This is a genomic window from Citricoccus sp. NR2 (assembly GCF_027594385.1).
Classification (GTDB): domain Bacteria; phylum Actinomycetota; class Actinomycetes; order Actinomycetales; family Micrococcaceae; genus CmP2.
This window is the reverse complement of the sequence record NZ_CP115154.1, coordinates 2,767,839-2,792,727: the sequence shown is the minus strand read 5'-3', so window position 1 is coordinate 2,792,727 and position 24,889 is coordinate 2,767,839. Positions and strand designations below refer to the sequence as shown.

Below are 24,889 nucleotides of genomic sequence, written 5' to 3'. Positions count from 1 at the left end.
AAGTTCCACGAGGTAGAGGAATAAGCCGGCCGCTATCAGGTCCCCTGGTTGTGCGTAACTGAATCGATTGTGTGGCGGCGCTTGGTGAGTCGTCGTTCGAGAAAAACGTCGGTATGACGACTACTTCGAGTGTTTGAGACGCAGAACGGAGAGAATCCAAACTTTTCCGCTCCCAAGATTCCAGGGGGCGATCGCGAAACATTAAGCTGGCTGCTCGATATTCTCGGGGCAGTTTCTGAACGATGATTTCGGCAATTCCCTTGCCACCGTCGAGCGGCACATGCGAGAGCTCCCAGTCTCGGTGAACTGATTTGGGCAGGCCGAAAAGGACTACACGCACGTTGATCTTCCCAATCTTCGGGGGCACTTTCTCTTCTATCCGACCAGATAATCTGTCGCTCCGGGGCTGATGGATATGGGGAGTGTGGATAACTCGCGGCCGGTGAGTTTCATGACGCTTCCATGAAGGAGTTATCCACAGAAAAGTTAGGTAGGGATTACTTTCGGTGTCCAGCACTTGTAGTCTGAGATCGCTCGAACCATTGCATGACAGGCGGACCAAAACGCCCGACGAAGGAAAGACGACTGATGGACGCTGTGAAGTTGCTAGAGACTGAGGTGCGCGAGTTGGTTCGCCGCCGGGGTCTAGACCCTCAGCAGGATCCGGAGTCGGTTCGGGTGTTGGTGGACGATGCCACCCGGGATTATGACTCCCGTTCTCTGATGAGCAACTTGCCCGTCTTGCCGGATCGTGACGAAGCTAGACGCCTCGTTTTCGACGCGGTGGCCGGATTCGGTCCTCTGCAGCCACTTTTGGATGATGACACCGTTGAAGAGATTTGGTGGAACACCCCTTCAGCAGTTTTTTGCGCGCGGAATGGTGCTTCGGAACTCACGAACGTACGGCTCACCGACCAGCAGGTAAGAGACCTGGTCGAGAGAATGTTGAAACAGTCCGGGAAGCGTCTGGATCTATCGTCGCCATTTGTTGATGCATCGCTTCCCGACGGATCACGACTCCATGTGGCGATTCCGGACATCACCCGTAGACATTGGGCAGTCAATATTCGAAAGTACATCATTGCGGCTCACCGACTCGATGACTTGGTCTCCACTGGATCCTTGCCTCCTGTTGCTGCGCGCTATTTGGACGCTGCCGTCGACGCAGGCCTGAACATTCTTGTGTCCGGGGCGACCCAGGCTGGAAAAACCACTCTGCTCAACTGTCTCTCCGCGTCGATCGGTGCTCGTGAACGCGTCATCAGCGTTGAAGAGATCTTTGAGCTGAAAATCCCCCTAAGGGATGTGGTCAATCTTCAATGCCGCCAGCCGAACCTCGAAGGGAACGGAGAGATTCCGCTCCGTCGTTTGGTGAAGGAAGCGCTTCGAATGAGACCAGACCGGATTATTGTCGGCGAAGTGCGTGAAGCCGAGGCTTTGGATCTGCTCATTGCGCTGAACGCGGGACTGGCCGGAATGTGTACCGTGCACGCAAACTCGGCCCAGGACGCTCTGACAAAGATTTGTACTCTGCCACTTCTGGCCGGTGAGAACATTACGAGGGACTTTGTCGTTCCTACCGTCGCCTCATGCGTGGATTTGGTCGTACATTGCCAACGTGATCGATCAGGACGGCGTAGGATCGCGGAAATTCTTGCCGTCGGTAGTCGTGTCGAGAACGGCGTAATCGAGACGGCTTCCGTTTTTCACGAAGTCGATGGGCACCTTGAGTTCAACCCCTCAGGAATTCTTGAGAACCCCAAGTTCGAGTCGCATGGCGTCGACCAACGAATCTTGGTCGGTGGTTTCTAATGGCGCTTTTGGTGGGGCTCCTGTTGGGGCTGGGGCTGGTGCTGATTTGGTGGTCCTTTTGGACTTCCCCGGTCGACCAGGACGCCTCCAAGCAGAAGAAGGACACAAAGCTCCGCCAACTGATTGCACAGTCGGGCGTGGAACGGCTGACTCCGGTCGGTGTTGTCGCAATTTCCACGGTATTAGGCGTCTTCGTCTTCACCTTCGTCAGTCTTCTGACCCGTGCACTTCCTGTGGGACTTTGCTTTGGATTTTTCGCGAGTCTTTTGCCGGTACTGATTCTTCGCTGGCAAGCCAACAAACGGCGGGTGCTTCTTCGAGACGTCTGGCCGGATGCTTTGGACCACCTGCGTTCAGCAATCCGCGCCGGGCTGAGCCTTCCTGAAGCGATGAGTCAGCTCTCGGTCACTGGTCCTGAACAATTACGGCCAGCATTGGCAGAATTTGCCGATGACTATCGTTCGGGGATGAGATTCGGCGATGCTTTGGACCAATTGCGATTTCGAATGGCCGATCCAATCGCAGACCGACTTGTCGTTGCGCTGAAGATTACACGTGAAGTTGGTGGCGCCGATGTCGGCCAACTACTAGGGACACTGTCTGAGTTTCTTCGCGAAGATGCCCGTACGCGCGCCGAGCTGGAAACGCGGCAGTCGTGGACCGTGAACGGTGCCAAGCTCGCCGTGGCGGCGCCGTGGATCGTGCTCCTGCTACTGGCAACCCAGCAACAAGCCATGCAGGCTTATCAGTCTGTACAGGGGCTGTTGCTACTTGCGGTAGGTATTGGCGTATCCGTGGTGTGCTACCGACTCATGCTGCGCCTCGGTGCTTTGCCTGCAGAGCGGAGGGTTCTCTAATGGTCGTCCTCTCGATATGCGTCGGAAGCCTCTTGGGCTTGGGGCTGGCGATGATCGTGGCGGGCTTCCCGCTCGGCTGGAAACCTTCGCTTTTAGCCCGCGTTGAGTCTCAACTTCGTGGCCACGTTCCCGCCTCGAAACTGATCCAGCGGCCTAGCCGAACACCCATGGGGGCCGTGGGGCGACTCGGACGTCCCGCGATAGAAGCTGCGGTCCAGCATCTTGAGCGTTACAACATAGGCAATGATGTGTTGGAGCGACGTCTGCGTACAGCCGGCCTATCTGCTTCTGTCGTCGACTACCGAGTCCAGCAACTCGTGATGCTTGTGCTCGGTGCTTGCATCGGCATCGTCGGCAGTGTTGTCCTCGCATTGCGCGGGTCTCTCCACCCACTTCTCGGGGTGGTCCTCGTCGTGGGATGCGCAGCTCTTGGATTCGCACTTCGAGACAATGTCCTATCGATGCAGATCAAAGCCCGGCATCGCAGAATCGTCTCCGAATTTCCGACGATTGCTGATGTCATCGCTCTGTCCGTATCGGCCGGCGATTCGATCCTTGGTGCCTTGCAACGAGTTGCGCATCTGACGAGAGGAGATCTTGCAGGCGAATTTAACCAGACACTGCAAGACGTCCATGCAGGCGCAAGCCTGCCATCTGCTCTGCGTGCCTGCGCCGCGCGAGTGCAGATTCCCGCTGTCGAGCGGTTCGTTGAGGGCATTATCGTGGCATTGGAACGAGGAACCCCGCTCGCCGAAGTCATGAGGGCACAAGCGAAAGATGTCCGCGAACTTTCTCGACGAGAACTGATGGAGACAGCTGGAAAGAAAGAAATCAGCATGATGGCACCTGTGGTCTTCGGGCTTCTGCCACTCACGGTGGTGTTCGCTGTGTTCCCGGGTTTGACATTGCTGAACATTAACGTCTGATTTACGGGATCACCTGAACGCCACAGCCGGTGGCATTCACCTATGGAGAGGAAACACATGAATAACGAACGTGAAGCACTTCAGCCTGTAGTCACTTCTGCGGTCCATGACCGGCTGCAAGATGATCGCGGTGATGTGCCAGGTTGGGTGATGATCACTTTGATGTCTGCGATTCTCGTCGCGGGGTTGCTCGCCCTGGCCGGTCCAGCGCTCGCAGATCTGTTCAACCAGGCGATTAGCCAGGTCACCACTGGCTAACGGTGCGCCGTAGTTGTATGACGAAGCCCACACGAGCTGACACCCCCGAGGGCGAGCGTGGTGCCGCCGTTGCGGAATCGGCCATGATCATGGCCCTGTTGGCCATCCTTTTCGCGGCCATCATGCAGTTCGGGGTAGTGATCTACACCTATAACGCGATGGTGGATGCGGCCTCGGCCGGTGCCCGCCATGCGTCTTTGGCCGACCGATCTGCCCAAGATGGGGCGGAACGGGCGAAAAGTCTGATGACGAGTGCCGTCCCGCGGTCACAAGACCTCGACGTCAGCACGTCAATCAGTTCCGGGGACGGCGGGGCGGAAATGGTCACGGTGATTGTGAGGCACCAATTGCCCATGGTCGGGTTCATCAGCGGTCCCGTAATCCTGGAAGCGACGGGGCATGCGTATCGATACCAGTAAAGCGCGACGGTCGCTGTGTGATGATTCTGGTTCGGCGACTGTCGAGTTCACCGTACTCGCCGTCGTCCTCTTGATACCGGTCCTCTACTTCATGATTCTGGCCGGGCAAATTCAGTCAGCTGGATACGCGTCTCTGGCTGCCGCTGATCAGGCCGCGTCGGCAATGAAGAACGCACCTGATGAAGAAACCGGTCGGATTCGTGCAGGACACGCTCTTGAAGTCACCACAACCGACTACGGGTTTGACCTGGCGAATGTCGAATTATCGATGGATTGTGCCCCGGCTTCGTGTGACGAATCAGGGAGTGTGGTGTCGGCGACCGTGGAAATTCGTGTAGATCTTCCTCTGGTTCCAACCATCTTGAGTAACGAGACGACGGTGGCTCGGGTGTCTTCATCGGCATATGAACGTATCGGAGAATTTGAATGATGCGCTTCGAAGAGCAACTGCGTAAAGACGATGGGCAGACGAGTGTGCTCATCATCGGATTGTGTGTGGTGTCGTTGATGTTTGCTGTGACCATGCTGGCGATCTCGGCAATCAATCTGGAAGCCCGCAAGCTCTTGTTGGCTGCCGACGGTGCGAGTTCCGCGGCCGCAACCGAATTCACCGCTGAAGTCAACAGCGCCGAGCTGATCCCAGTGCTGACCCTAAGTGCCGCTCAAGAATCAGTCACCTCTCACCTTCAGGAAACCGGCGCCTATTCCCGCTTCGAGAGCCTGGGGGTGGAATCCGTCGTGGTTGCCTCTGCTGGGGACACAGTCACCGTGCACCTGCGTTCGACGGCACGACCGCCGGTGGTGAGTTGGTTCATGCCAGACGGTATTACCGTTCAAGCAGAGTCCTCGGCTCGCACAAGTCTGGAGCGTTGATACGGTCGGGCCGTTGTTGCGCACGATGAGCGGCAGGCGGTGGGATGCCGTAGTCTAGGAAGGCCATGGCTGACATTGACTTTTCACAAGAGATCTCCGAACTCCGCTCTACACTGTCCTCAATTGAGGATGTCTCCGATGTAGAGGGGATTCGCGCTGAGATCGCCGAGCTGTCCGAACAAGCGGGAGCCCCCAATCTCTGGGACGACCCCGATGCGGCGCAGAAAGTCACCTCGAAGTTGTCCCACCGGCAGTCTGATCTCGAGCGGATCACCCGCCTTGAATCGCGCATTGACGACCTCGAGGTCATGATCGACTTGGCAGCCGAAGAGAACGAGCCGTCGCTCTTGGACGACGCAAAGACCGAGCTGGAATCGATTAAGAAGTCGCTGTCCGAACTCGAGGTCGTGACGTTGCTCAGCGGTGAGTATGACCCGCGTGATGCAGTGATTACTATTCGTGCCGGTGCTGGTGGTGTCGATGCCGCGGACTTCGCGGAGATGCTGATGCGCATGTACCTGCGCTGGGCCGAGCAGCGTGGCTGGTCCACGAAGGTCATGGATACCTCCTACGCCGAAGAGGCTGGACTGAAGTCGGCCACCTTCGAGGTCAATGCTCCTTTCGCCTTCGGCACTCTCTCTGTTGAGGCTGGTACTCACCGTCTGGTGCGCATCTCGCCTTTCGATAACCAGGGGCGTCGTCAGACCTCGTTCGCAGCGGTCGAAGTCGTGCCGCTCATCGAATCAGACGACTCGGTTGAGATTCCCGAATCTGAGCTCAAGGTTGACGTCTTCCGGTCTTCGGGCCCCGGCGGTCAGTCCGTGAACACCACCGACTCGGCCGTGCGCATGACGCACATTCCTACCGGAATCGTCGTGTCGATGCAGAACGAAAAATCCCAGATCCAGAACCGTGCCGCTGCGTTGCGTGTGATGCAGTCGCGACTCCTCCTGCTGCGTAAACAAGAAGAAGACGCCAAGAAGAAGGAAATGGCTGGCGACGTGAAGGCATCGTGGGGCGACCAGATGCGCTCCTACGTGCTGAACCCCTACCAGATGGTCAAGGATTTGCGGACGAACCATGAAGAGGGTAACCCCTCATCAGTTTTCGATGGTGCGATCGACGGCTTCATCGACGCAGGCATTCGCTGGCGGGCTGAAGGCCGCGGCAACGAAGAGAACTGATCCAGTGTGACTCCGGTGGTTTCACGAACAGCCGGAGAATGACACACTGGCCTCATGACTGAGAACCGTATCGTTTCTGCCGAGAAAAACATCCGAGCTGCGGCGTCGGACATTTTCAAGATTCTCGCGGACCCCGCCCAGCACTCTCGTATCGATGGCAACGGCAACGTAGACCATGCCGACCAGGGACAGCGGATCACCGCCAGCGGGCAGGTCTTCACTGCGCGACTCACGAACGGTGATTCCCGCGAGAACCTGGTCACCGAGTTTGATGAGGGCCGGGTGCTCGCGTGGAAGCCGGCGGTACCTGGCTCGGAGCCACGTGGACACTTCTTTCGCTGGGAGCTGGAGCGCATCGACGACGACACGACCCTCGTGCGGCATACCTACGACTGGACCCAGCTGACCGATGAAACCCGTTTTGAAAGGGCGCGTTCATACACTTCCGCGGCCCTGGCCACGTCCATTGACGGGCTTGCAGCACTGGCGGAGGACGACGGGGCCGGATCCGAAGAAGGCTGAGCACCGTCGATACGACTTATACAGAAGTGTGTCAGGACATTATACTGAGACTCGTCGTCCAATGTAATTCTGATCACCTTCTGGAGGTTGACCGTGCAGCACAACGACCGCGACGCCGTCATCGTCGCCGGCGCCCGCACCCCGTTCACGAGGCTTCTCGGCGCGCAGGCCTCCCTGTCCGCCGTCGAGCTGGGCGCCCACGCCATTTACCATGCCGTGCGGCGTTCCGGCGTCGACGCGAACGATATTGACGCCGTGATCATGGGACAGGTCGTGCAGGCAGGATGCGGCCAAAACCCAGCGCGCCAATCGGCGTTGGCAGCGGGCATCGGTTATGACGTTCCGGCCATCACGATCAACAAGGTGTGTCTGTCGGGTGCCACCGCCGTCATCGAAGCGACGCGTCGCATTCGTCTGGGCGAGATCGACGTCGCCGTCGTAGGTGGACAAGAGTCCATGACCAACGCGCCGCACCTGCTGCCAGATTCTCGGAAGGGGCACAAGTACGGTCCGGTGACCATGGTGGATGCAGTGGCGCATGACGCCCTGCGGGACACGGTCACGGAGGTCTCCATGGGGGATCTCACCGAGGGCGGAAACGGTGAGCGCAAGATCGGACGCGCCGACCAGGATCAGATCGCTGCCGGTTCGCACCAGCGGGCAGCGCAGGCGCAGTCCGAAGACATTTTTGCCGACGAGATTGCGCCGATGGAGATTCCGCAGCGCAAGGGCGATCCCGTGGTGGTCGCGCAGGATGAAGGTGTTCGTCCCGACACCACAGTCGAGTCACTGAGCGGTTTGCGCCCGGCCTTCGCGAAGGACGGAACCATTACCGCGGGTAACTCGTCGCCACTGTCAGACGGCGCAGCCGCCCTAGTGGTGACATCACGCGACTACGCCAAACGGAACAACCTGACGATTCTGGCGACCGTCGCAGGATACGGGCAGGTCGCTGGCCCGGACACCTCGCTGCATTCCCAGCCCTCTCGAGCCATCCAGGAAGCGGTCAAGCGCAATGGCTGGACCGTGGACGAACTGGATTTCATTGAGATCAACGAGGCCTTCGGTGCGGTCGCGATCCAGTCGCTCAACGACCTGGACTACCCGGTAGAGCAGACGAACATCCACGGCGGGGCAATCGCCCTTGGGCATCCGGTGGGTGCCTCAGGCGCGCGGCTGGTGCTCCATGCGGCCCTGGAATTGTCCCGACGCGGAGAAGGTAAGTCTGCTATCTCCCTGTGCGGTGGCGGCGGTCAGGGAGACGCGGTTCTGCTGGAGCGCTAATCCTGTACCGTCAGGCATACTGGCGAAAATCATTGACGACGGGGCATCGCCGCAGACAGTGATGCCCCGTCGTCGCGGCTAAAAGCCCTCGACACGCGCAGAATGAAGGCGGCGAGGTCCCACGTTCGTTACAGAGTCGTGACTATCGTGGAACTACCGGTATGCTCACTTCCCCGAGTTTGCCCACATGCCGGAGGGTTCTTTGCGAGCCCGGGCAGGTGGACAGGCATGATTCGATTCGAACAGGTCACGAAGGTCTACGACCGGACCTCGCGTGCAGCTCTGGACGACGTGACCGTAGAATTTGAGCGCGGCGAGTTCGTCTTTCTCGTCGGCGCATCCGGATCCGGTAAATCCACCTTCATCCGTCTGGTGTTGCGTGAAGAGCGCGCCAGCCACGGTGCGGTCTATGTGACCGGCCGGAATGTGGCCCGCCTTCCCAGCTGGCGGGTGCCACGACTTCGACGCAGTATCGGCGTCGTCTTCCAGGACTTCCGCTTGCTTCCCAATAAGACTGTGTTTGCTAATGTTGCCTTCGCCATGCAGGTGCTGGGCCGGCGCCGGGCGTTGATCAACCAGGCGGTTCCCGACGTGTTGGAGATGGTGGGACTCGCCGGCAAAGAAAAGCGTATGCCGCACGAGCTCTCCGGTGGTGAGCAGCAGCGCGTTGCCATCGCACGCGCCGTCGTGAACCGTCCGGCCATTTTGCTGGCCGACGAGCCCACCGGAAACCTGGACCCGGAGACGTCCCGGGGCATCATGGACGTCCTGGACCGCATCAATCAGAACGGCACCACCGTGGTGATGGCCACGCACGATGACGACATCGTCAACGCGATGCGCCGTCGCGTGGTCGAGCTGTCCGACGGTGTGATCGTGCGTGACGAAGCCGAAGGCCAGTATGGCCCGTTTATTGCTCCCGAAACCGACGCGGTGGTGCTCGACGCGCAGTCGGGCGTGACCCTGTTCGAGACCACTCCGGTGGTCAGTGCACTTCAGGGCGAGCCGGGAGCTGCAACCTTGCTCACCGAGCAACCGCAAGATCAACGCCCGGTATCACCGCCGACAGGGCTTCTCGACCTGCGGCGAAGTGGCGCACTGGGAGGGCGGCGCACCCCGGCGGCTGATACGGCTCCGAGCACGGACCACGACGCTGTGGATCAGGAAGGGGAGGCAACTCGATGAGGCTCGCTTTCATCCTGGGGGAGACGTTCTCCGGAATTCGCCGGAACCTCTCCATGGTGGTTTCGGTCATCCTTGTGACCTTCATTTCACTCTCCTTCGTGGGCACCGCCGGTCTGCTCCAGCTGCAGATCAACCAGATGAAGGGGTACTGGTATGACCGCGTTGAGGTCGCGATCTTCCTATGTACGGAAACGTCAGGCGCGGCCAGCTGTGCTGCGGGTGCCGTGACCGATGAGCAGCGCACCGCCATTCAAGACCTGCTTGATTCTCCGACGGCTTCGGCCTACGTCGACTCGTATGAATATGAGTCCCAGGAAATGGCGCTCGATATCTTCCGCGAACAGTTCTCCAACTCGACGATGTCTGACACCGTCACCGCGGAACAGCTACCGGAATCTTTCCGAGTGGCGCTGATCAACCCTGAGCAGTACGAAGTCGTCAACGAAATGTTCTCCGGAATGCCCGGCGTGGAAGTGGTTTCTGATCAGCGGGAGTTGCTGGAGACGCTCTTTACCCTGATGAACATTGCTTCGGTGGTGGCTGTGGCGGTGGCCATCGTCATGCTGGTCTGTGCCATTCTGCTCATTGCCACGACCATCCGGCTGTCCGCCTTCTCACGTCGGCGCGAAACCGGAATCATGCGCCTGGTCGGTGCCTCCAAGACCATGATTCAGCTTCCGTTCCTGGCCGAGGGAGTAATTGCAGCACTGATCGGTGCGGCGATGGCGTCCGTGGCGACCTGGGCGGTGGCTCACTTCTTCGTGGGGGACTGGTTGACCCAGCAGTATCCCGGCACCGGGTTTATCTCCGGCGTTGATGCCTTGCTGATCATCCCGTTGCTGTTGATCATCGCGGTGGTCCTGGCAGCAGTCTCGTCGATGTTAACTTTAAGGCGGTACTTGAGGGTCTAGTCCTTCTGTGCCCATGAGCCCCTACTCTTCCCCCTTTCGCCATGCTAGGAGCAAATGATGCGAGGACGTCTCCCTCGAGCGGTGATCAGCACTGGACTGATAGCCGTACTGAGTCTCGGCCTGATCGCGCCCGCCAACGGTCAGGACGCCGTCGACGAGCTGGAACGGCAACTGCAACAGTCCGAACGGCAGCAGTCGCAGCTCTCTGACGCGCTGGGGGAGCTGGACGACCAGAAGTCGGGCCTGCAGTCGAACCAGGGTGACTTGAACGCATCCTTGGAAGGGCTGGACGCCGATATCGCCGAGAAGGTTACAGAGCTCAATAATCTCCAGGCGCAGTTACCTGCCGCCCAGCAAGCTGTGACGGATGCTGAGGGACGGGTTCAGGCAGCCGCGGCCGAAGTGGCGTCCCTGAACGAGCGCGTCGCGCGTGCCGAGTCTCAGCGTTCTGAAATCCAAGCCGAGATCGAGGCGGCCGAGCAGCAGATCGCCGAATCGTATGACGAGATCGGACAGATCGCCAGCCAGGCTTACAAACAGGGCGGCGTATCGCAAAACTTGTCGTTCATTCTGGGCCTGGACGATTCGTCCTTGCCGGAAGCCATGGGGCTGGCACAACAGGCGCTGCGCATTCAGGACAGCAAGCTCTCCACGGTGTCACAACAGAACTCCACCGATCGCAACGCCGAGGCTCGCCTGGCCGCGGTGGAGGAAGAAATCCGCGAGCTGAAAGCCGAGGCGGAAGCTGCCCTGGCGCGTGAGGAGCAAGCTCGAGATGAAGCTGCCGCAGCCAAGCGCGAGCTGGACCAGATGGTCTCCACCACGCAGCAGCTGACCGAGGAACTGGAAGCTGAACGTCCCAGGATCCAAGCGCAGATTGACCGGAACCAAGAGCAGCAGGACAAGGTGAACGCGGAGATTGCCGAGCGCCAGCGCGAGTTGGTGGCTCAGCAGTCCGATCACGCTGATCTGCAGGCTGAGCACAAGAAAGCCGTGGAAGAGGCTGAGCGACGTCGTCGGGAAGCCGAGGAGGCTGAACGCAAGGCACGGGAAGCCGAAGCTGCGGCAGCGCGGGCCGCTGCCAACGAGCGCCAGAAGGAAGCGGCTCGTCAGGCGCGGGCCAATGCCACCAAGGCCAGCGAGGCATCGGCGGAGGCCGATCGACGCGTGACACAGAGCGCGCAGTCGTCGTCATCCTCGTCGTCTTGGGGGCTGATCCGCCCACTGAATACGTACCAGACCTCCGGCTTCGGCTGGCGTCCCACTCCGGCCGGCACCTACGACTACGGTGGCCGCGGTGGGTACGTTCACACCGGAATCGACTACGGCGGCGGTTGTGGCTTGCCGATCCGCGCCGCAGCCTCCGGCACCGTGTGGAACGCTGACTGGGCCGTGTGGACCTCCGGGCGCCGTGTGGTCATTTCTCACGGTGTGGTGAACGGCAAGGCTCTGGCCACCAAGTACCACCACATGACCCGCTACGTGGTCAGCCCGGGGCAGAAGGTGAACCAGGGCGACATCATCGGCTACACCGGGACCACCGGTAACTCGACTGGTTGCCACCTGCACTTCGAGACGATCGTCAACGGTACGGCCGTCAATCCTGCGGGTCTGCTCTAGTCCAGCAACGTCTGGCGCCGTCGCCGCGCCTCGACCTTGACATGGACGGTAAAATAGATGTTTGCGTCTATTGAGTTTCGAGGAAGGGGCGAGCCATGGCGAAAAAGTCAGCTGGTAAGAAGCCGGCGCGTGACGAGCGCGTGGTCATTGCCACCAATCGCAAGGCGCGTCACAACTACACCATAGGTGACACCTACGAAGCAGGGATCTCGTTGATGGGTACCGAGGTGAAGTCGCTACGTGAAGGCCATGCCTCACTGGTCGACGGGTTCGCGACCTTCTATCGCGACGAGCTCTACTTGGAGCAGGTCTACATTCCGGAGTACTTGAACGGGTCGTGGACCAACCACGCTTCCCGGCGGCGTCGCAAGTTGCTGTTGCACCGACAGGAACTCAATAAGCTCTCACGCCAGGTTCAAGAATCCGGCATCACGATTGTGCCGCTGCAGCTGTACTTTGTGAATGGGCGAGTTAAGGTCGAAATTGCGGTGGCCGAAGGTAAGCGGGACTACGACAAGCGCCAGACGCTGCGCGAAAAGCAGGACTCTCGCGAGGCACAGCGCGCAATGCGCGTGGCCAACCGGCGGGGCGATTCTGCATTCCGTCGCTGACACTGAGGGCCACCATCAGCCCTTGGCCGGAGCGCGCGCGTCTGATAACCTAAGATGTCCTGCTCCTAGAGCAGGGGTTGTTTGATAACTCAACACGGGGATGATCGGTTTCGACGATGTGAGTTGCCGCAGGAGAAGCGGGCCGAGAATGTAGAGTCATCTCGTAAACGTCCTCTGCAAACTAATAAGTGCCGAATCTAAGCGCACTGACTTCGCTCTCGCTGCCTGATACAGCGAACGAGTCCGTCAGCCCGGGATTGCTATCGTCCCGGAACCTGGCGTCGATTAGATAGCCACTGTCTATTGCCCTTGCCGGGGGAAGCAATAGAGACCTAAATCCGGATAGGCCTGGACTGGCTGCTTGTCTGCATGACAGCCAAGGCCGAAAAACTCCGACGCAGACTGCGCCCGGAGAAGCCCTGCTAAAGCCACATCGGACGGGGGTTCGATTCCCCCCATCTCCACAGATTAAGCCCGGAACCCTCGCGTTTCCGGGCTTTTTCCTTGTCCGAGCACGAAACGTCAGTCGGTTCCTGATACGGGTGCTTGACTTTGTACCGGCGTTCTTCGGGGAGAACAAGTCACATAGCAGTCGACGTCAGCCAAGCGATAGCGAGATACCCGAGTGTGGCGGCCGTGAGGCTCGCGCCGTAGTGAAGCAACAGGGTGCTCAGTGTGGTGCGGTAGCGACGTTCGAGGAGGGCCTTGCCCGCGGCCAGCGAGACGGTGGAGAACGTCGTCAGTGATCCGGCCAGCCCCGTGGCAAGGAACATAGTTGTCGATTCTGACGCACCTGCACCCCATACCGCAGCGAAGACGGCACCGGCGATCAATGAGCCGAGAACGTTGACGAGCAGGATACCGTGCGAGGACAGTAATGTATCGGCCACGTAGCGCAGCGCCGCACCGAGGGCACAGCAACCGGCGAACATCAAGAGCACCAGAATCATTTTTCCTTTCCTGTGCGGCCGTCTGCCGAACGGATGCCTGCCGCGGCCAGCAGAGCACCGAGCATGGTGGATCCGAACAGCACCGCGAGCCCGAGTGCACCGGCCGTAGCGAGGGACGCCCCGGTGGCTGCGGAGGACGTGCTGAGCACGGCGAGGGCGGCGAGCCACGCCGTCGTGAGCGCCGAGAGCGTGGTGAACGAGCCCAAGACGCCCGTGCTGAGTCCGACGCGTGCCCATTCGGGCCAGGCCGCATGGGACGCAATACCGGAGACCCAGCCCAGGGCGAACGAGCCCACCAGATTGATCACGGTGAGTGTGAGAAATTCTCCCGTCAGCGCCAGCCAGGTGCTCAGGGGCTCCTGTCCGAGGGGGAACATTTCCATGGCGGCCAGACGCAGGCCACCGCCCAGCACCCCGCCGAGCGCAACGGCGAGCAGCGTACGCGAGGAAACGCGAGCCATGGTCTCGAGGTGCGCTGTGGGTTACTGGGCCACGTGCTGCCCGCGCAGGGCAGGATTGAGACGCTCCAGCACCTCGGAGTGCAGCAGATCGTTGGTGGCCAGCGCGTTGCCGCCGAAGGGGCCGGGCTCGCCTTCGAGCGACGTGAAACGCCCACCTGCCTCGGTGACAATCGGGACGAGCGCGGCCATGTCGTAGAGCTCGAGCTCCGGCTCGCAGGCGATGTCGATGGCGCCTTCGGCCACCATCATGTAGGACCAAAAGTCACCGTAGGCCCGGGTGCGCCACACATCCGAGGTCAGTTGAAGGAATTCGCGGATATTGCCGCGTTCGCGCCACCCTTCGAGGGAGGAGAACGACAGGGAAGCGTCCTCGAGCCGGGAAACATTCGAGGCGTGAATGCGCTTGGCATGGGCCAGCGACCGGCCGGTGTAGGCGCCGGCGCCGTTCATAGCCCACCAACGCCGGTGCAGGGCCGGAGCGGAGACCACACCGAGCACGGGGACGCCGTCGTCGAGCAAGGAGATCAGGGTGGCCCAGACGGGCACGCCGCGGACGAAGTTCTTGGTGCCATCGATGGGATCGATCACCCAGCGTCGGGAACCCGAACCCGAGGTGCCGAACTCTTCACCGAAGATGGCGTCGCGGGGGCGGGCACGGGAGAGCTGACCGCGGATGAGGTCTTCGGCCGAGCGGTCGGCGTCGGAGACCGGGGTGAGATCCGGTTTGGTGGAGACCTTCAGATCGACGGCGTTGAAACGGGACATGGTGACGGCATCGACCGCATCGGCCATGGCCAGAGCCAGATGCAGATCGTCCCGGTAGCCGCGCTGGAAGTTCTCGAGTGGAGTCATGCGTCTAGGCTACCCGCCGAGTGCGGTGCCGCCGGACTCTTGGTGCGGCGGGTCTGCCGTGGGACGTTCGTCGTGGTCGTTGGTGCCGCGGTTGCCGAGCAGGCGCCGCAATGAGGCGAGCCGGGCGGCACCGGACGAACCGGCCTGGCCGCCCGCCACCCAGGCGTCGAGGGCGCATCCGGGGGAGGCCTCGGTGTGTTCGCACCCTTTGGGACAGTCGGCGATAGCCGGTGCCAGTTCGTCGAAGGCTTCCACCAGGTGGTCGGGATCGACGAGGCCGAGCCCAAAGGAACGGATGCCGGGGGTGTCAATGAGCCAGGTGGCGTCGTCGTCCGAGAGCGGCAGTGCCAGCGCAGAAGAGGAGGTGTGTCGGCCGCGGCCGGTAACGGCGTTGACGTGACCGGTGGCACGATCCGCGCCGGTGAGCGCGTTGATCAGCGTAGATTTGCCGACGCCGGAGGGGCCCACCAGGGCGCTGACGTGGCCGTGAAGGCGGTCCAGGATCCGTGCGAGCAGCGCGTTGTCGAGCAGCGCGTCGTCGTGCTCATCAGCGGACTGGGAGGTGAGGATCTCCAAGTCCACATCCGCGTAGTGGGCGATGAGTTCGCTGGGGTCACGCAAATCGGTTTTAGTGATGCACAGTAAGGGCGTGATCCCGGCATCATAAGCCGCGACGAGGGCGCGATCGATGAAACCGGTGCGTGGTTCCGGGTTGGCGGCGGCGACCATGATCACCAGTATGTCCACATTGGCCACCACCACGCGCTCGTAGGAATCGGTGTCGTCGGCGGAGCGGCGCAGCACCGTGGCGCGGTCCTCCACGCGGACCATGCGGGCGAGACTGCCTTCGTTGCCGGAGAGGTCTCCCACCAGGGCGACGAGGTCGCCGGTGACGACGGGGGTGCGGCGCAGTTCTTTAGCGCGCATGGCGGTGACCATCACGCCGTCGGGCAAGCGTACCCGGTAGCGACCACGGTCCACCGTGGTGACGCGACCAATGATGGCGTCCTCGTGGCGCGGACGCTCTTTGGTGCGCGGGCGGGAGCCACGCTTGCTGGGGCGGTCGCGAATGCGGGATTCGTCCCAGGCGTTCGGGTCGATCCCGCCGCGTCGGCCCGGCGTCATCCGTGAATCACCGTGGTCGGTGCCGAGGTCTCAGCAGTTTCCGCCATCGTCGACCAGGCCTGGGGGAAACGGGGCATAGTCTTGGATGTGGTCCCCACGTTCTCGATGCTCACCCCGGGGACCACCAGGCCGATCACGGCGGCAAAGGTCGCCATGCGGTGATCGTGGTAGGTCTGCATCTGGGCTGCCGTGAGTCCGGCGGGTCCTGCGCCGGTGATGTCGAGCCGGTCAGGGTGTTCCTCGATGGTCCCGCCGAGCCGCCGGATTTCGGCGGTGAGGGCGGAGAGCCGGTCCGTCTCGTGACCGCGCAGGTGGCCGATCTTCGTCAGGTGAGTTTCTCCCTGCGCCAGTGCTGCCAGAGCAGCCACGGTGGGGGCCAGCTCGGCGGTGTCGGAAATCTCCCCGCCGCCGGTGACGACAGGAACTCCGGACTCATCCCGGGACCCGGCGACGGTGAGGGTGCCGTGCTCGGTTCCCGGGTCTGGAGTGAACGTGACGGTGGCACCGAAACGGGGCAGAATCTCCCGCCAGCGGTCACCAATCTGGGTGGTGTGGGCGGGCCAGTGTGGAATGCGCACCGTGCCGCCGGTGGCCACGGCAGCGCAGAGGTAGGGGCCGGCATTGGAGAGATCGGGCTCCACGGTCCACTCACCGCCGCTGATCGGTCCCGGTGCGATGACCCACTGGCCCGGTGTGGTGTCATCGACGACGACGCCGGCCTGACGCAGCACGGATACGGTCATCCCCACGTGTTCGGGGCTGGGCGTGTGCTCACCGGTGTGCCGCAGGTGCAGCCCGTGGCGGAACCGGGCCCCGGCCAGCAGCAGCGCGGAGATGAACTGAGAGGAGCCACCGGCGTCGATGGTGACCTCGCCGCCGTTCACGAATCCGTTGCCGCGCACACGCAACGGCAACTGGGTGGGGGTGCCTGACACACCGTCGAGGCGCTCCACGTGAGCCCCGGCTTGCACCAGACCCTCGAGCACGGGCGCCATGGGCCGCACGCGTGCCTCCGGGTCGCCGTCGATGGTTACGGTGTAGCCGGTTAGCGCGGCCACAGGGGGAAGGAACCTCATCACGGTGCCGGCCAGACCGCAGTCCACCGTCCGTTCTATGGCGGTCTCAGCGTGGCCCTCAGGCATGGGGGTGACCTGCACCGTGTCGGGATGATCCGCGTCAGGCTCGATGGCCGCCCCTAAGGTGCGGAGGGCTTCGATCATCAGCCGAGAGTCCCGGGAATCCAACACCCCGTGCACGGTGCTGGGACGATCCGAGAGCGCGGCCAGCACTAGATAGCGATTCGTCAGGGACTTCGAACCGGGGATATGCACCGTGGCGTCGACGGGCTGGGTAGGGGTGGGCGCGGGCCAGGGATCGAGGACCGGCGTATCGGTGTGGCGCATCGTGGTCATCGGCTGCGGGACCTCCCGGTTGCGGTGTGGTGGCGAAGACATCTCCAAGATACCTTGACTAGCGCGGAATATCCGGGTGGAGTATCGCGCTATGTCCGGTGAGAAGGAGGGACGCATGACCGTACTTGCCCCGGAACAACGAGCTAGGTCACAGAGCTGGCTAGACTGGTCGGTGATGGACACTCACGAGACCACTGACCTGACAGCCGGCGCCGACGGCTCACGCGTTGACGCGGGAACCGAATCGGACGCCCAGAGGCGCGAGCGCTTCGAGCGTGACGCCCTGCAGTATGTTGACCAACTCTACGCTGCGGGACTGCGGATGACGCGGAATCCCTCTGACGCCGAGGATCTGGTACAGGAGGCGTACACGAAGGCGTACTCCTCGTTCCACCAGTACAAGCCGGGCACCAATTTGAAAGCCTGGCTGTACCGGATCCTCACGAACACCTACATCAACCTGTATCGGAAGCGTCAACGTCAGCCGCAGCAGACCAACACCGACACGGTGGAGGACTGGCAGATGGCACAGGCCGCCGAGCACACCTCTTCGGGGTTGCGGTCGGCGGAAACCGAGGCTTTGGACCGCTTGCCCGATAGTGACGTCAAGAACGCACTGCAGGCGATCCCGGAAGAATTCCGCTTGGCGGTGTATTTCGCCGACGTCGAGGGCTTCGCCTACAAGGAGATCGCGGAGATCTTGGGTGTGCCGATCGGAACGGTCATGTCGCGCTTGCACCGTGGACGCAAACTGCTGAGGGATCTACTCACGGACTACGCCACCGAACGCGGCATCCGGGTACAGGGTAAAGCAGCTAGCACGGCGGGCACGCGCACCCGCCGCGGCGACGACACCGGCGCGAAGAAGGCTTGAGGAGCACGATGAGCGAGACACAAGGAGCAGCTCCGATGAAAGACGATCAGGACTGTCAAAAGATCGGGGACTGCCACGACGCCCGCGTCCAGCGGATCTACGAGTACCTTGACGGGGCCTTGAGCCACGACGATATCGAGGAAGTGCGTCTGCACCTGACCGAGTGCACCGACTGCAACGCCGAGCATGACCTGGAGTGCATCATCCGCTCCGTGGTGAAGCGTAGCTGCAGCGAAAAGGCCCCGGATCAGCTGAAGACCTCAATCATCACCCGCATTAGCGAGATTCGGGTCAAGGCCGGTCACTGACGCCTGGTCCAGTGCCTGGCCCGGAACGCAACGAGGCCCTGTGAACAACGACGTTGTTCACAGGGCCTCGTGCTGTCATATCCTGGTCAAAGACTCAGGAGTTGGGGCGCTTCCCGGAGTTCGCCTTGTTCTTGCGGCGGTCCTTGCGCTTGCGTCCACGCTTGCTCATTGCGGGTCTCCTTCCCTCACATCCGTGTTTCGGCCGGATACCAGGGTATCACTGCTGGGTTAGCTCGTCGGCTCCGCGATGCCCAACCACGGGTACCAGCCGCGATGTAGGACCAACCACGCCAGCAACCCGTAACCGGACTGACCGGGACGTCCCTGGCCGCCGGCCAGGTCACTGCGCCACTGCTCGTGTCCGAGCAATGGGGTGAAGGTGTCGACATAGGGGACGTCGCGTCGTTCGGCGACGTCGTGGTATGCCGAGTTCAGGGCGTCCAAACGGCGGTTGCGCTCTTCGTCCAACCCTGGAGGCGGTCCCACGACCAACACGGAAATGCCCTGCTGGCCAGCGCGGTCGAGGATGTTCGCGAGGTTGAGCCGTGCCCGGGCGGAGGAACCTTCGAGATCGGCGTCGTGTTCGGGCAAGGCGACCACAAGTCGATTGTCGGTATTGGCACTAAAACGGCTCAGCGCTTCGGTTTCCCACCGGTGGGAGAGGGCTTCTGTGGTGTCGCCGGGGGAAGCGAGAACATAGCTCTCGATCTCCACTTCTGGGGTCACGGTGCGGGCCAGGACGCGTCCCAGCCACCCCAGGGCGCGCGAATCGCCGACGCCGGCCAGGGTTTCCGCGCCGATCGAGGCGATGCGAATTCTACGAATCTCCACAGTTTGAGCCTTTCTCGATCATCGTGGGTTCCACTGTAGTCGGTGGGCTGTCTTCGGGTGAACACGCGCCGCGGCCCGGTCGCGAATCGCAACCGGGCCGCGGCGTATCAGGGAGGGCGAGCCCCAGAAGCTGATCAGCGTCCGAAGGCCTCCGTCAGCAACACGTCCAGCTCGTGGTCGTGCCGCGGCTTCATGCCAGCGGCCGGTGAGGCCGAAGCAGCGCGGGAGACCAGCTTGACCTTACGGTCCAGTTCCGGCAGCAGGTTGAGGGCCATGAAGGGCCATGGGCCCTGGTTGGCCGGCTCATCCTGCACCCACATCACCTCGGCGTCGGGGTACTGGTTGAGTTGCTGGGTGATCTCCTCCAGCGGCAGCGGGTAGAGCTGCTCGACGCGGACGATGGCGGTCGAGGTGTCTTCCAGCTTCTCGCGGCGTGCCAGCAGGTCGTAGTAGAGACGGCCCGAGACCAGCATGACCTTCTTGGCGGAGGAGCCGATCTTGTCGTCTCCGACCACCTTCCGGAAGCCAACCTGGGTGAAGTCCGCCACCGAGGAAGCCGCAGCCTTCAGGCGCAGCAGCTGCTTCGGGGTGAACACCACCAGAGGGCGACGCGGGGTCGAGTAGGCCTGCTCACGCAACAGGTGGAAGTGGTTGGCACCGAACGACGGTTGCGCCACGCGCATGTTGTCCTCGGCACACATCTGCAGGAAGCGTTCGATGCGGGCGGAGGAGTGGTCTGGTCCCTGACCTTCGTAGCCGTGCGGCAGCAGCAGCACCACGGAGGAGTGTTGGTTCCACTTTTGTTCGGCCGAGGAGATGAACTCGTCGATGATGATCTGGGCGCCATTGACGAAGTCGCCGAACTGAGCCTCCCAAGCCACGAGCGCATCGGGGCGCTCCACCGAGTAGCCGTATTCGAAACCGAGCGCGGCGTACTCAGACAGCAGCGAGTTGTAGATCCACAGCTTGGCCTGATCCGCAGCCAGGTTGGAGATGGGGGTCCACTCGTCGCCGTTAATGCGGTCGTGGTACACGGCGTGGCGCTGCACGAAGGTGCCGCGCTGCGAGTCCTGACCCGTCAGACGGACGGACTTGCCCTCCATCAGCAACGAACCGAAGGCTGCCAGCTCCGCGAAGCCCCAGTCAATGTCGCCGTTGACGGCCATTTTCGCTCGGCGCTCCAGCAGCGCTTTGAGCTTGGGGTGAACGGTGAAGTCCTCCGGGATATCCAGGTGGGCCTCGCCGATGCGCTGGAGGGTCTCCTCCGTGATCGCGGTGGTCTCCGGGACGTACTGCTCGTCGGACTCCCTCGAGCCGTGAGCGGAGCCCACGGTGGGGATGGGCGAGGTTTCGGCCTCGTTCATCTCCGCGAAGGCACGCTCCAGGCGTGCCTGGTAGTCCTTCATGGCGTCGTCGGCTTCTTCCTGGGTGATGTCACCACGGCCGACGAGCGATTCCACGTAGAGCTTGCGCACGGAGCGCTTCTGTTCGATGAGGTTGTACATACGCGGCTGCGTCATCGACGGATCGTCGCCCTCGTTGTGACCGCGACGGCGGTAGCAGATGAGGTCGATGACGACGTCCTTGTGGAAGCGCTGACGGTACTGATAGGCCAGCTGGGCCACACGTACCACGGACTCCGGGTCATCGCCGTTGACGTGGAAGATCGGGGCCTGGATGGTCCGCGCGACGTCGGTGGAGTACGTCGAGGAACGAGCCGACGACGGCGGGGTGGTGAAGCCGACCTGGTTGTTCACGATCACGTGCAGAGTACCGCCGGTGCGGTAACCGCGTAGCTGCGAGAGGTTCAGGGTTTCGGCTACGACACCCTGGCCTGCGAAGGCGGCGTCGCCGTGCACCAGGACGGGCATCACCGAGAAGGAGCCCACGGAATCGGCGCCTCGGTCGAGGCGGTCCTGCTTGGCACGTACGATGCCCTCGAGCACGGGGTTTACGGCTTCCAGGTGCGAGGGGTTCGCTGCCAGGGACACCTTGGTGGAGTTGCCGTGGTCAGAAACGAAGGTTCCCTCGGTGCCGAGGTGGTACTTCACGTCGCCGGAGCCCTGGTTGACGTCGCGGCTGCCGGTGCCGGCAAATTCGCGGAATACCTGGGAATAGGTCTTTCCAGCGATGTTAGTCAGCACGTTGAGGCGACCGCGGTGAGCCATACCAATGGCGACCTCGTCGAGTCCGTCATCGGCGGCGCCGGAAATGGCAGCGTCTAGCAGAGCGATCAGGGATTCGCCACCCTCCAGGGAGAAGCGCTTCTGGCCGACGAACTTCGTCTGCAGGAAGGTCTCGAAGGCCTCGGCAGCGTTCAGGCGGCCGAGAATACGCAGCTGCTCTTCGCGGGTCGGTTTGGCGTAGGGGTGCTCCAACTCATCCTGGAACCACTGGCGCTCCTCAGGCGAGTTGAGATGCATGTACTCGATGCCGGTGTTGCGGCAGTAGGCATCGCGCAGCACTCCGAGGATGTCGCGCAGCGGCAGGGCGGACTTGCCGCCGAATCCGCCCGTGGGCCATTCGCGATCCAGGTCCCACAGGGTCAGGCCGTGCGAGAGGATATCCAGATCTGGGTGCTTGCGCATGGAGTATTCCAGCGGGTCCACATCCGCGATCAGGTGACCACGCACGCGGTAGGCGTGGATCATCTGCTGGATCCGTGCTACCTTGCCGATCTGGTCTTCCGGGTTGACCTGCACATCGGGTTTCCAGCGTACCGGCTCATACGGAATACGCAGGGACTCGAAGATCTCCTCGTAGAAACCGTCGGCCCCTAGCAGTAACTGGTGAACTTCCTTCAGGAATTCACCGGAGGAAGCGCCCTGGATCACGCGGTGATCGTAGGTGGAGGTCAGGGTGATGGTCTTGGAAATCGCCAGGCGGGCCAGCGTCTTCTCGGAAGAACCCTGGAACTCGGCCGGGTAGGTTAGGGCACCGACACCGATGATCGCGGCCTGGCCCTCAGATAGGCGGGCCACTGAGTGCACGGTGCCGATGCCGCCGGGGTTGGTGAGCGTGACGGTGGTCCCGGCGTAGTCGTCCAGGCCTAGCTTGTTGTTACGGGCCTTTTTCACGAGGTCTTCATAGGCCTGCCAGAACTCGCGGAAGTCCAGAGACTCTGCGCCCTTGATGTTCGGGGCGACCAGGGTGCGCGAGCCATCGGGCTGGGGCAGGTCGATGGCCAGGCCGAAGTTGATGTGCGCCGGCTCCACCATGGTCGGCTTGTTGCCGTCCAGGCGATAGAGATTGTTCATCTCGGGGTGCTTCACCAGGGCACGGATCAGTGCGTAACCGATCAGGTGGGTGAACGACACCTTGCCACCGCGGGAACGAGCCAGGTGGTTGTTGATGACGACCCGGTTGTCGATCAGCGCCTTGGCAGGCAGGTCACGGACGGTGGTTGCCGTCGGGACCGTCAGCGAGGCATCCATGTTCTTGGCCACGGCCCGTGCCATACCGCGCAACGGGGTGACCTTGTCCTCGGCCGGCTTGTCCTCGGCGGTCGGCTTCTTCTTTTTGGAGGACTTGGCCGGCTCGGAGGGAATAGCCTCGGAGGCGGTCGTGGACTTCTTCACCTTGGGTGCAGCCTTTTCGACTGGCTCAGCGGAGGCCTTCTGTGCGCTCTGCTCGCTCGGAGCGGCGGCCTTGGGCGCCGACGCCTGTGCTGGGGCAGACTCTTTCGACGCGGAAGGGGAGCTGGTACCGGCCGACGGTGCTGGCTTTGCGCCGTTCGTCGTCGAGGACGAGGCACCTTCCAGGCGGGCAAAGATCTCAGCCCACTTGGGGTCTACCGAGGACTTGTCCGCTTTGTATTTGTCATAGATATCCGCAACAAGCCATTCGTTTCCGGGGAATTCCTCGGAGAGCTGAGCGGACGTAAGTTCTGGCACGGTGAAACGCCTCTTCCGTAATCAGGATGTCGATCTGGTGGCGAGGGCGAACCATCAAGCCGGAAGTGGAGGCCCTCAACCTCTATGGTGTTCTCCACCTGACTCGTGAGTCACCCGGAGAACGGCTCCCTCCAGCATAGTGATGTTTTGCGCCGAATCTCCACATAACATCGGGGTGGACGCGAAAAAACTTCGAACCCTCGAAGGTCGCTGATCGAACGGTTCCTCCGAGCGCCAGAGATGACAGGATGAAGACATGAAGTTCTTGACTCAGCCGATGACCGATCTCACCTATTCGGATGTTTTCCTTGTACCGTCGCGGTCCGAACTGACCAGCCGCATGGACGTCGACATCTCCGCTGACGACGGCACCGGCTCGACGATCCCGCTTGTTGCCGCCAACATGAACGGCGTGACGGGACGACGCATGGCCGAGACGATGGCCCGGCGCGGGGGGCTCGCCGTGCTTCCTCAGGATGTTCCCGTGGAGCTGATCCAGGATGTGACCTCCTGGGTGAAGTCCCGACACGCCGTCGTGGAGACCCCGCTGACCCTGAGTGAAGACGACCGGGTGCTGGATGTTCACCACCTTTCCTCTAAGCGCAATCACGATTCGGTGTGCATCGTGCGCCAGACCGAGACCGGAGCGACGCTGGTGGGTGTCGTACGCGTCAAAGACTGTGAAGAACTGGATCATTTTGCGTCCATCGCCTCCGTGATGCGACAGCCAGCTCTCACCCTCGAGGTGTCAGAGCTCGACGGCGGTGCGGGCGAAGAGTCGGTCTTTGAGACCCTGTACGAACGCTTCCACGCTGCCCAGGCCACCTATGTGCCGGTGCTGGACGGCGAAAACCTGGTGGGTGTGCTCACCCCGGGTGGGGTCTTGCGTTCGGGCATCTTCGAGCCCACGCTGGATCAGGCCGGAGCGCTGCGGGTGGCTGCGGCGGTCGGCATCAATGGTGACGTGCGCGGTAAGGCTGAGGCCCTGGTTTCCGGCGGCGTCGACGTGCTCGTGGTCGACACAGCTCACGGCCACCAGGCGAAAATGCTGGAAGCGCTGCGCACGGTCCGGGATCTGCCCGTGCCGATCGTGGCCGGGAACGTGGTCTCGGCGGATGGCGTCCGAGATCTGGTGGAGGCCGGTGCCGACATTCTGAAGGTCGGTGTCGGCCCGGGCGCCATGTGCACCACCCGCATGATGACGGCGGTGGGACGTCCCCAGTTCTCGGCCGTCTATGAATGTGCCCAAGCCGCAGCCGAACTCGGCAAGCACGTGTGGGCGGACGGGGGAGTGCGGTACCCCCGCGACGTCGCCCTGGCCCTGGCCGCTGGCGCCTCCCAGGTGATGATTGGCTCCTGGTTCGCCGGTACCTATGAGTCACCCGGCGACTTGTTCACCGACAGTGATGGGCGCCGATACAAGGAGAATTTCGGGATGGCTTCGGCCCGCGCGGTACAGAACCGTACCCGCAGCGAGGGCGCCTACGACCGGGCCCGCAAGGCACTGTTCGAAGAAGGGATTTCCTCCTCCAAGATGTATCTGGACCCGCAGCGTCCCTCGGTGGAGGACCTGCTGGACGGCATCACCGCCGGGTTGCGCTCCTCGATGACCTACGCCGGTGCAACCAACCTCTCGGAATTCCGGGATCGTGCCGTCGTCGGCGTCCAATCGGCGGCCGGATACGAAGAGGGTCGCCCCGTGGTGCAATCCTGGTGATCAC

The 24,889-nt window shown here is 62.0% G+C and carries 25 protein-coding genes and 1 other RNA gene; 18 read left to right on the top strand and 8 right to left on the bottom strand.

From position 1 onward, the window contains the following. Nucleotides 1-588: 588 nt before the first annotated feature. From O1A05_RS13130 to ssrA, 15 genes are all read left to right on the top strand, one after another. Nucleotides 589-1,812 (top strand): CpaF family protein, encoded by a 1,224-nt coding sequence (locus O1A05_RS13130; RefSeq protein WP_270105644.1) that lies wholly within the window; start codon nucleotides 589-591, stop codon nucleotides 1,810-1,812. Then, a complete protein-coding gene (locus tag O1A05_RS13125; RefSeq protein WP_270105643.1) occupies nucleotides 1,812-2,669 on the top strand; it encodes a type II secretion system F family protein in 858 nt (285 codons plus the stop codon). Before O1A05_RS13130 ends, O1A05_RS13125 begins: the two co-directional genes overlap by 1 nt. Nucleotides 2,670-2,707: 38 nt before the next feature. Then, a complete protein-coding gene (locus tag O1A05_RS13120) occupies nucleotides 2,708-3,595 on the top strand; it encodes a type II secretion system F family protein (protein ID WP_270105642.1) in 888 nt (295 codons plus the stop codon). Nucleotides 3,596-3,652: 57 nt separating this feature from the next. Next, nucleotides 3,653-3,853, top strand: coding sequence for a hypothetical protein (locus O1A05_RS13115; RefSeq protein ID WP_270105641.1), 201 nt, complete (start codon nucleotides 3,653-3,655; stop codon nucleotides 3,851-3,853). Nucleotides 3,854-3,870: 17 nt separating this feature from the next. Next, nucleotides 3,871-4,272, top strand: coding sequence for a TadE/TadG family type IV pilus assembly protein (locus O1A05_RS13110; protein WP_270105640.1), 402 nt, complete (start codon nucleotides 3,871-3,873; stop codon nucleotides 4,270-4,272). Then, a complete protein-coding gene (locus O1A05_RS13105) occupies nucleotides 4,253-4,702 on the top strand; it encodes a hypothetical protein (protein ID WP_270105639.1) in 450 nt (149 codons plus the stop codon). Before O1A05_RS13110 ends, O1A05_RS13105 begins: the two co-directional genes overlap by 20 nt. Next, complete coding sequence (locus tag O1A05_RS13100) at nucleotides 4,699-5,145, top strand: hypothetical protein (RefSeq protein WP_270105638.1); 447 nt, start codon at nucleotides 4,699-4,701, stop codon at nucleotides 5,143-5,145. Before O1A05_RS13105 ends, O1A05_RS13100 begins: the two co-directional genes overlap by 4 nt. A gap of 65 nt (nucleotides 5,146-5,210) precedes the next feature. After that, complete coding sequence (gene prfB, locus O1A05_RS13095; protein WP_270105637.1) at nucleotides 5,211-6,329, top strand: peptide chain release factor 2; 1,119 nt, start codon at nucleotides 5,211-5,213, stop codon at nucleotides 6,327-6,329. A 54-nt stretch (nucleotides 6,330-6,383) separates the two neighbouring features. Further along, nucleotides 6,384-6,851, top strand: a complete 468-nt coding sequence (locus O1A05_RS13090) for a polyketide cyclase (protein WP_270105636.1) — start codon at nucleotides 6,384-6,386, stop codon at nucleotides 6,849-6,851. A 93-nt stretch (nucleotides 6,852-6,944) separates the two neighbouring features. After that, on the top strand, nucleotides 6,945-8,135 hold the full coding sequence (locus tag O1A05_RS13085; protein ID WP_442867639.1) for an acetyl-CoA C-acetyltransferase: 1,191 nt from the start codon (nucleotides 6,945-6,947) through the stop codon (nucleotides 8,133-8,135). A 228-nt stretch (nucleotides 8,136-8,363) separates the two neighbouring features. After that, the gene (gene ftsE, locus O1A05_RS13080; protein WP_270105634.1) at nucleotides 8,364-9,320 is read left to right on the top strand and encodes a cell division ATP-binding protein FtsE; all 957 of its coding nucleotides are present in this window, start codon (nucleotides 8,364-8,366) and stop codon (nucleotides 9,318-9,320) included. Beyond that, nucleotides 9,317-10,231 (top strand): permease-like cell division protein FtsX, encoded by a 915-nt coding sequence (ftsX, locus tag O1A05_RS13075; protein ID WP_270105633.1) that lies wholly within the window; start codon nucleotides 9,317-9,319, stop codon nucleotides 10,229-10,231. The genes ftsE and ftsX overlap by 4 nt, the downstream gene beginning before the upstream one ends. A gap of 81 nt (nucleotides 10,232-10,312) precedes the next feature. Continuing rightward, a complete protein-coding gene (locus O1A05_RS13070) occupies nucleotides 10,313-11,851 on the top strand; it encodes a peptidoglycan DD-metalloendopeptidase family protein (protein ID WP_270105632.1) in 1,539 nt (512 codons plus the stop codon). Nucleotides 11,852-11,946: 95 nt separating this feature from the next. Then, nucleotides 11,947-12,462: an SsrA-binding protein SmpB gene (gene smpB, locus O1A05_RS13065; protein WP_270105631.1), complete on the top strand. Its 516-nt coding sequence runs from the start codon at nucleotides 11,947-11,949 to the stop codon at nucleotides 12,460-12,462. 96 nt (nucleotides 12,463-12,558) lie between these two features. After that, nucleotides 12,559-12,929: a transfer-messenger RNA gene (gene ssrA, locus O1A05_RS13060) on the top strand. A 114-nt stretch (nucleotides 12,930-13,043) separates the two neighbouring features. Here the strand turns inward: ssrA and O1A05_RS13055 are convergent. Genes O1A05_RS13055 through aroA form a run of 5 tightly spaced genes read right to left on the bottom strand, consistent with a single transcriptional unit; the run spans nucleotide 13,044 to nucleotide 17,304 of the window. Continuing rightward, nucleotides 13,044-13,412, bottom strand: coding sequence for a fluoride efflux transporter FluC (locus O1A05_RS13055; RefSeq protein ID WP_270105630.1), 369 nt, complete (start codon nucleotides 13,410-13,412; stop codon nucleotides 13,044-13,046). Beyond that, on the bottom strand, nucleotides 13,409-13,873 hold the full coding sequence (locus O1A05_RS13050) for a FluC/FEX family fluoride channel (RefSeq protein ID WP_270105629.1): 465 nt from the start codon (nucleotides 13,871-13,873) through the stop codon (nucleotides 13,409-13,411). Before O1A05_RS13050 ends, O1A05_RS13055 begins: the two co-directional genes overlap by 4 nt. Before the next feature lie 21 nt (nucleotides 13,874-13,894). After that, entirely contained in the window at nucleotides 13,895-14,725 is an 831-nt protein-coding gene (hisN, locus tag O1A05_RS13045; protein ID WP_270105628.1) for a histidinol-phosphatase, read from the bottom strand. 9 nt (nucleotides 14,726-14,734) lie between these two features. Continuing rightward, nucleotides 14,735-15,850 (bottom strand): ribosome small subunit-dependent GTPase A, encoded by a 1,116-nt coding sequence (gene rsgA / locus O1A05_RS13040; RefSeq protein WP_270105627.1) that lies wholly within the window; start codon nucleotides 15,848-15,850, stop codon nucleotides 14,735-14,737. After that, nucleotides 15,847-17,304, bottom strand: a complete 1,458-nt coding sequence (gene aroA / locus O1A05_RS13035) for a 3-phosphoshikimate 1-carboxyvinyltransferase (RefSeq protein WP_270105626.1) — start codon at nucleotides 17,302-17,304, stop codon at nucleotides 15,847-15,849. Before aroA ends, rsgA begins: the two co-directional genes overlap by 4 nt. A 73-nt stretch (nucleotides 17,305-17,377) precedes the next feature. On the opposite strand from aroA, the gene O1A05_RS13030 reads away from it, so the two are divergent. Continuing rightward, nucleotides 17,378-18,136: a sigma-70 family RNA polymerase sigma factor gene (locus O1A05_RS13030; RefSeq protein WP_442867638.1), complete on the top strand. Its 759-nt coding sequence runs from the start codon at nucleotides 17,378-17,380 to the stop codon at nucleotides 18,134-18,136. Nucleotides 18,137-18,144: 8 nt separating this feature from the next. Continuing rightward, complete coding sequence (gene rsrA, locus O1A05_RS13025; RefSeq protein WP_270105625.1) at nucleotides 18,145-18,444, top strand: mycothiol system anti-sigma-R factor; 300 nt, start codon at nucleotides 18,145-18,147, stop codon at nucleotides 18,442-18,444. Nucleotides 18,445-18,538: 94 nt separating this feature from the next. Here the strand turns inward: rsrA and O1A05_RS15780 are convergent, their stop codons facing one another. From O1A05_RS15780 to O1A05_RS13015, 3 genes are all read right to left on the bottom strand, one after another. After that, a complete protein-coding gene (locus O1A05_RS15780; RefSeq protein WP_431521165.1) occupies nucleotides 18,539-18,613 on the bottom strand; it encodes a 50S ribosomal protein bL37 in 75 nt (24 codons plus the stop codon). Nucleotides 18,614-18,672: 59 nt separating this feature from the next. Further along, a complete protein-coding gene (locus tag O1A05_RS13020; protein ID WP_270105624.1) occupies nucleotides 18,673-19,275 on the bottom strand; it encodes a GDSL-type esterase/lipase family protein in 603 nt (200 codons plus the stop codon). Nucleotides 19,276-19,409: 134 nt separating this feature from the next. Continuing rightward, nucleotides 19,410-23,168, bottom strand: coding sequence for a multifunctional oxoglutarate decarboxylase/oxoglutarate dehydrogenase thiamine pyrophosphate-binding subunit/dihydrolipoyllysine-residue succinyltransferase subunit (locus O1A05_RS13015; RefSeq protein ID WP_270105623.1), 3,759 nt, complete (start codon nucleotides 23,166-23,168; stop codon nucleotides 19,410-19,412). A 256-nt stretch (nucleotides 23,169-23,424) separates the two neighbouring features. Here O1A05_RS13015 and O1A05_RS13010 point away from each other — a divergent pair, with 256 nt between their 5' ends. Continuing rightward, entirely contained in the window at nucleotides 23,425-24,885 is a 1,461-nt protein-coding gene (locus O1A05_RS13010) for a GuaB1 family IMP dehydrogenase-related protein (RefSeq protein ID WP_270105622.1), read from the top strand. Nucleotides 24,886-24,889: the final 4 nt, after the last annotated feature.

Bases quoted from the DNA above. Each gene is read 5' to 3' on its own strand.
- O1A05_RS13130 (WP_270105644.1), top strand. From the start codon at position 589: ATGGACGCTGTGAAGTTGCTAGAGACTGAGGTGCGCGAGTTGGTTCGC.
- O1A05_RS13125 (WP_270105643.1), top strand. From the start codon at position 1,812: ATGGCGCTTTTGGTGGGGCTCCTGTTGGGGCTGGGGCTGGTGCTGATT.
- O1A05_RS13115 (WP_270105641.1), top strand. From the start codon at position 3,653: ATGAATAACGAACGTGAAGCACTTCAGCCTGTAGTCACTTCTGCGGTC.
- O1A05_RS13110 (WP_270105640.1), top strand. From the start codon at position 3,871: ATGACGAAGCCCACACGAGCTGACACCCCCGAGGGCGAGCGTGGTGCC.
- O1A05_RS13105 (WP_270105639.1), top strand. From the start codon at position 4,253: ATGCGTATCGATACCAGTAAAGCGCGACGGTCGCTGTGTGATGATTCT.
- O1A05_RS13100 (WP_270105638.1), top strand. From the start codon at position 4,699: ATGATGCGCTTCGAAGAGCAACTGCGTAAAGACGATGGGCAGACGAGT.
- prfB (WP_270105637.1), top strand. From the start codon at position 5,211: ATGGCTGACATTGACTTTTCACAAGAGATCTCCGAACTCCGCTCTACA.
- O1A05_RS13090 (WP_270105636.1), top strand. From the start codon at position 6,384: ATGACTGAGAACCGTATCGTTTCTGCCGAGAAAAACATCCGAGCTGCG.
- ftsE (WP_270105634.1), top strand. From the start codon at position 8,364: ATGATTCGATTCGAACAGGTCACGAAGGTCTACGACCGGACCTCGCGT.
- ftsX (WP_270105633.1), top strand. From the start codon at position 9,317: ATGAGGCTCGCTTTCATCCTGGGGGAGACGTTCTCCGGAATTCGCCGG.
- smpB (WP_270105631.1), top strand. From the start codon at position 11,947: ATGGCGAAAAAGTCAGCTGGTAAGAAGCCGGCGCGTGACGAGCGCGTG.
- O1A05_RS13055 (WP_270105630.1), bottom strand. From the start codon at position 13,412: ATGATTCTGGTGCTCTTGATGTTCGCCGGTTGCTGTGCCCTCGGTGCG.
- O1A05_RS13050 (WP_270105629.1), bottom strand. From the start codon at position 13,873: ATGGCTCGCGTTTCCTCGCGTACGCTGCTCGCCGTTGCGCTCGGCGGG.
- hisN (WP_270105628.1), bottom strand. From the start codon at position 14,725: ATGACTCCACTCGAGAACTTCCAGCGCGGCTACCGGGACGATCTGCAT.
- rsgA (WP_270105627.1), bottom strand. From the start codon at position 15,850: ATGACGCCGGGCCGACGCGGCGGGATCGACCCGAACGCCTGGGACGAA.
- aroA (WP_270105626.1), bottom strand. From the start codon at position 17,304: ATGTCTTCGCCACCACACCGCAACCGGGAGGTCCCGCAGCCGATGACC.
- O1A05_RS13030 (WP_442867638.1), top strand. From the start codon at position 17,378: ATGACCGTACTTGCCCCGGAACAACGAGCTAGGTCACAGAGCTGGCTA.
- rsrA (WP_270105625.1), top strand. From the start codon at position 18,145: ATGAGCGAGACACAAGGAGCAGCTCCGATGAAAGACGATCAGGACTGT.
- O1A05_RS13010 (WP_270105622.1), top strand. From the start codon at position 23,425: ATGAAGTTCTTGACTCAGCCGATGACCGATCTCACCTATTCGGATGTT.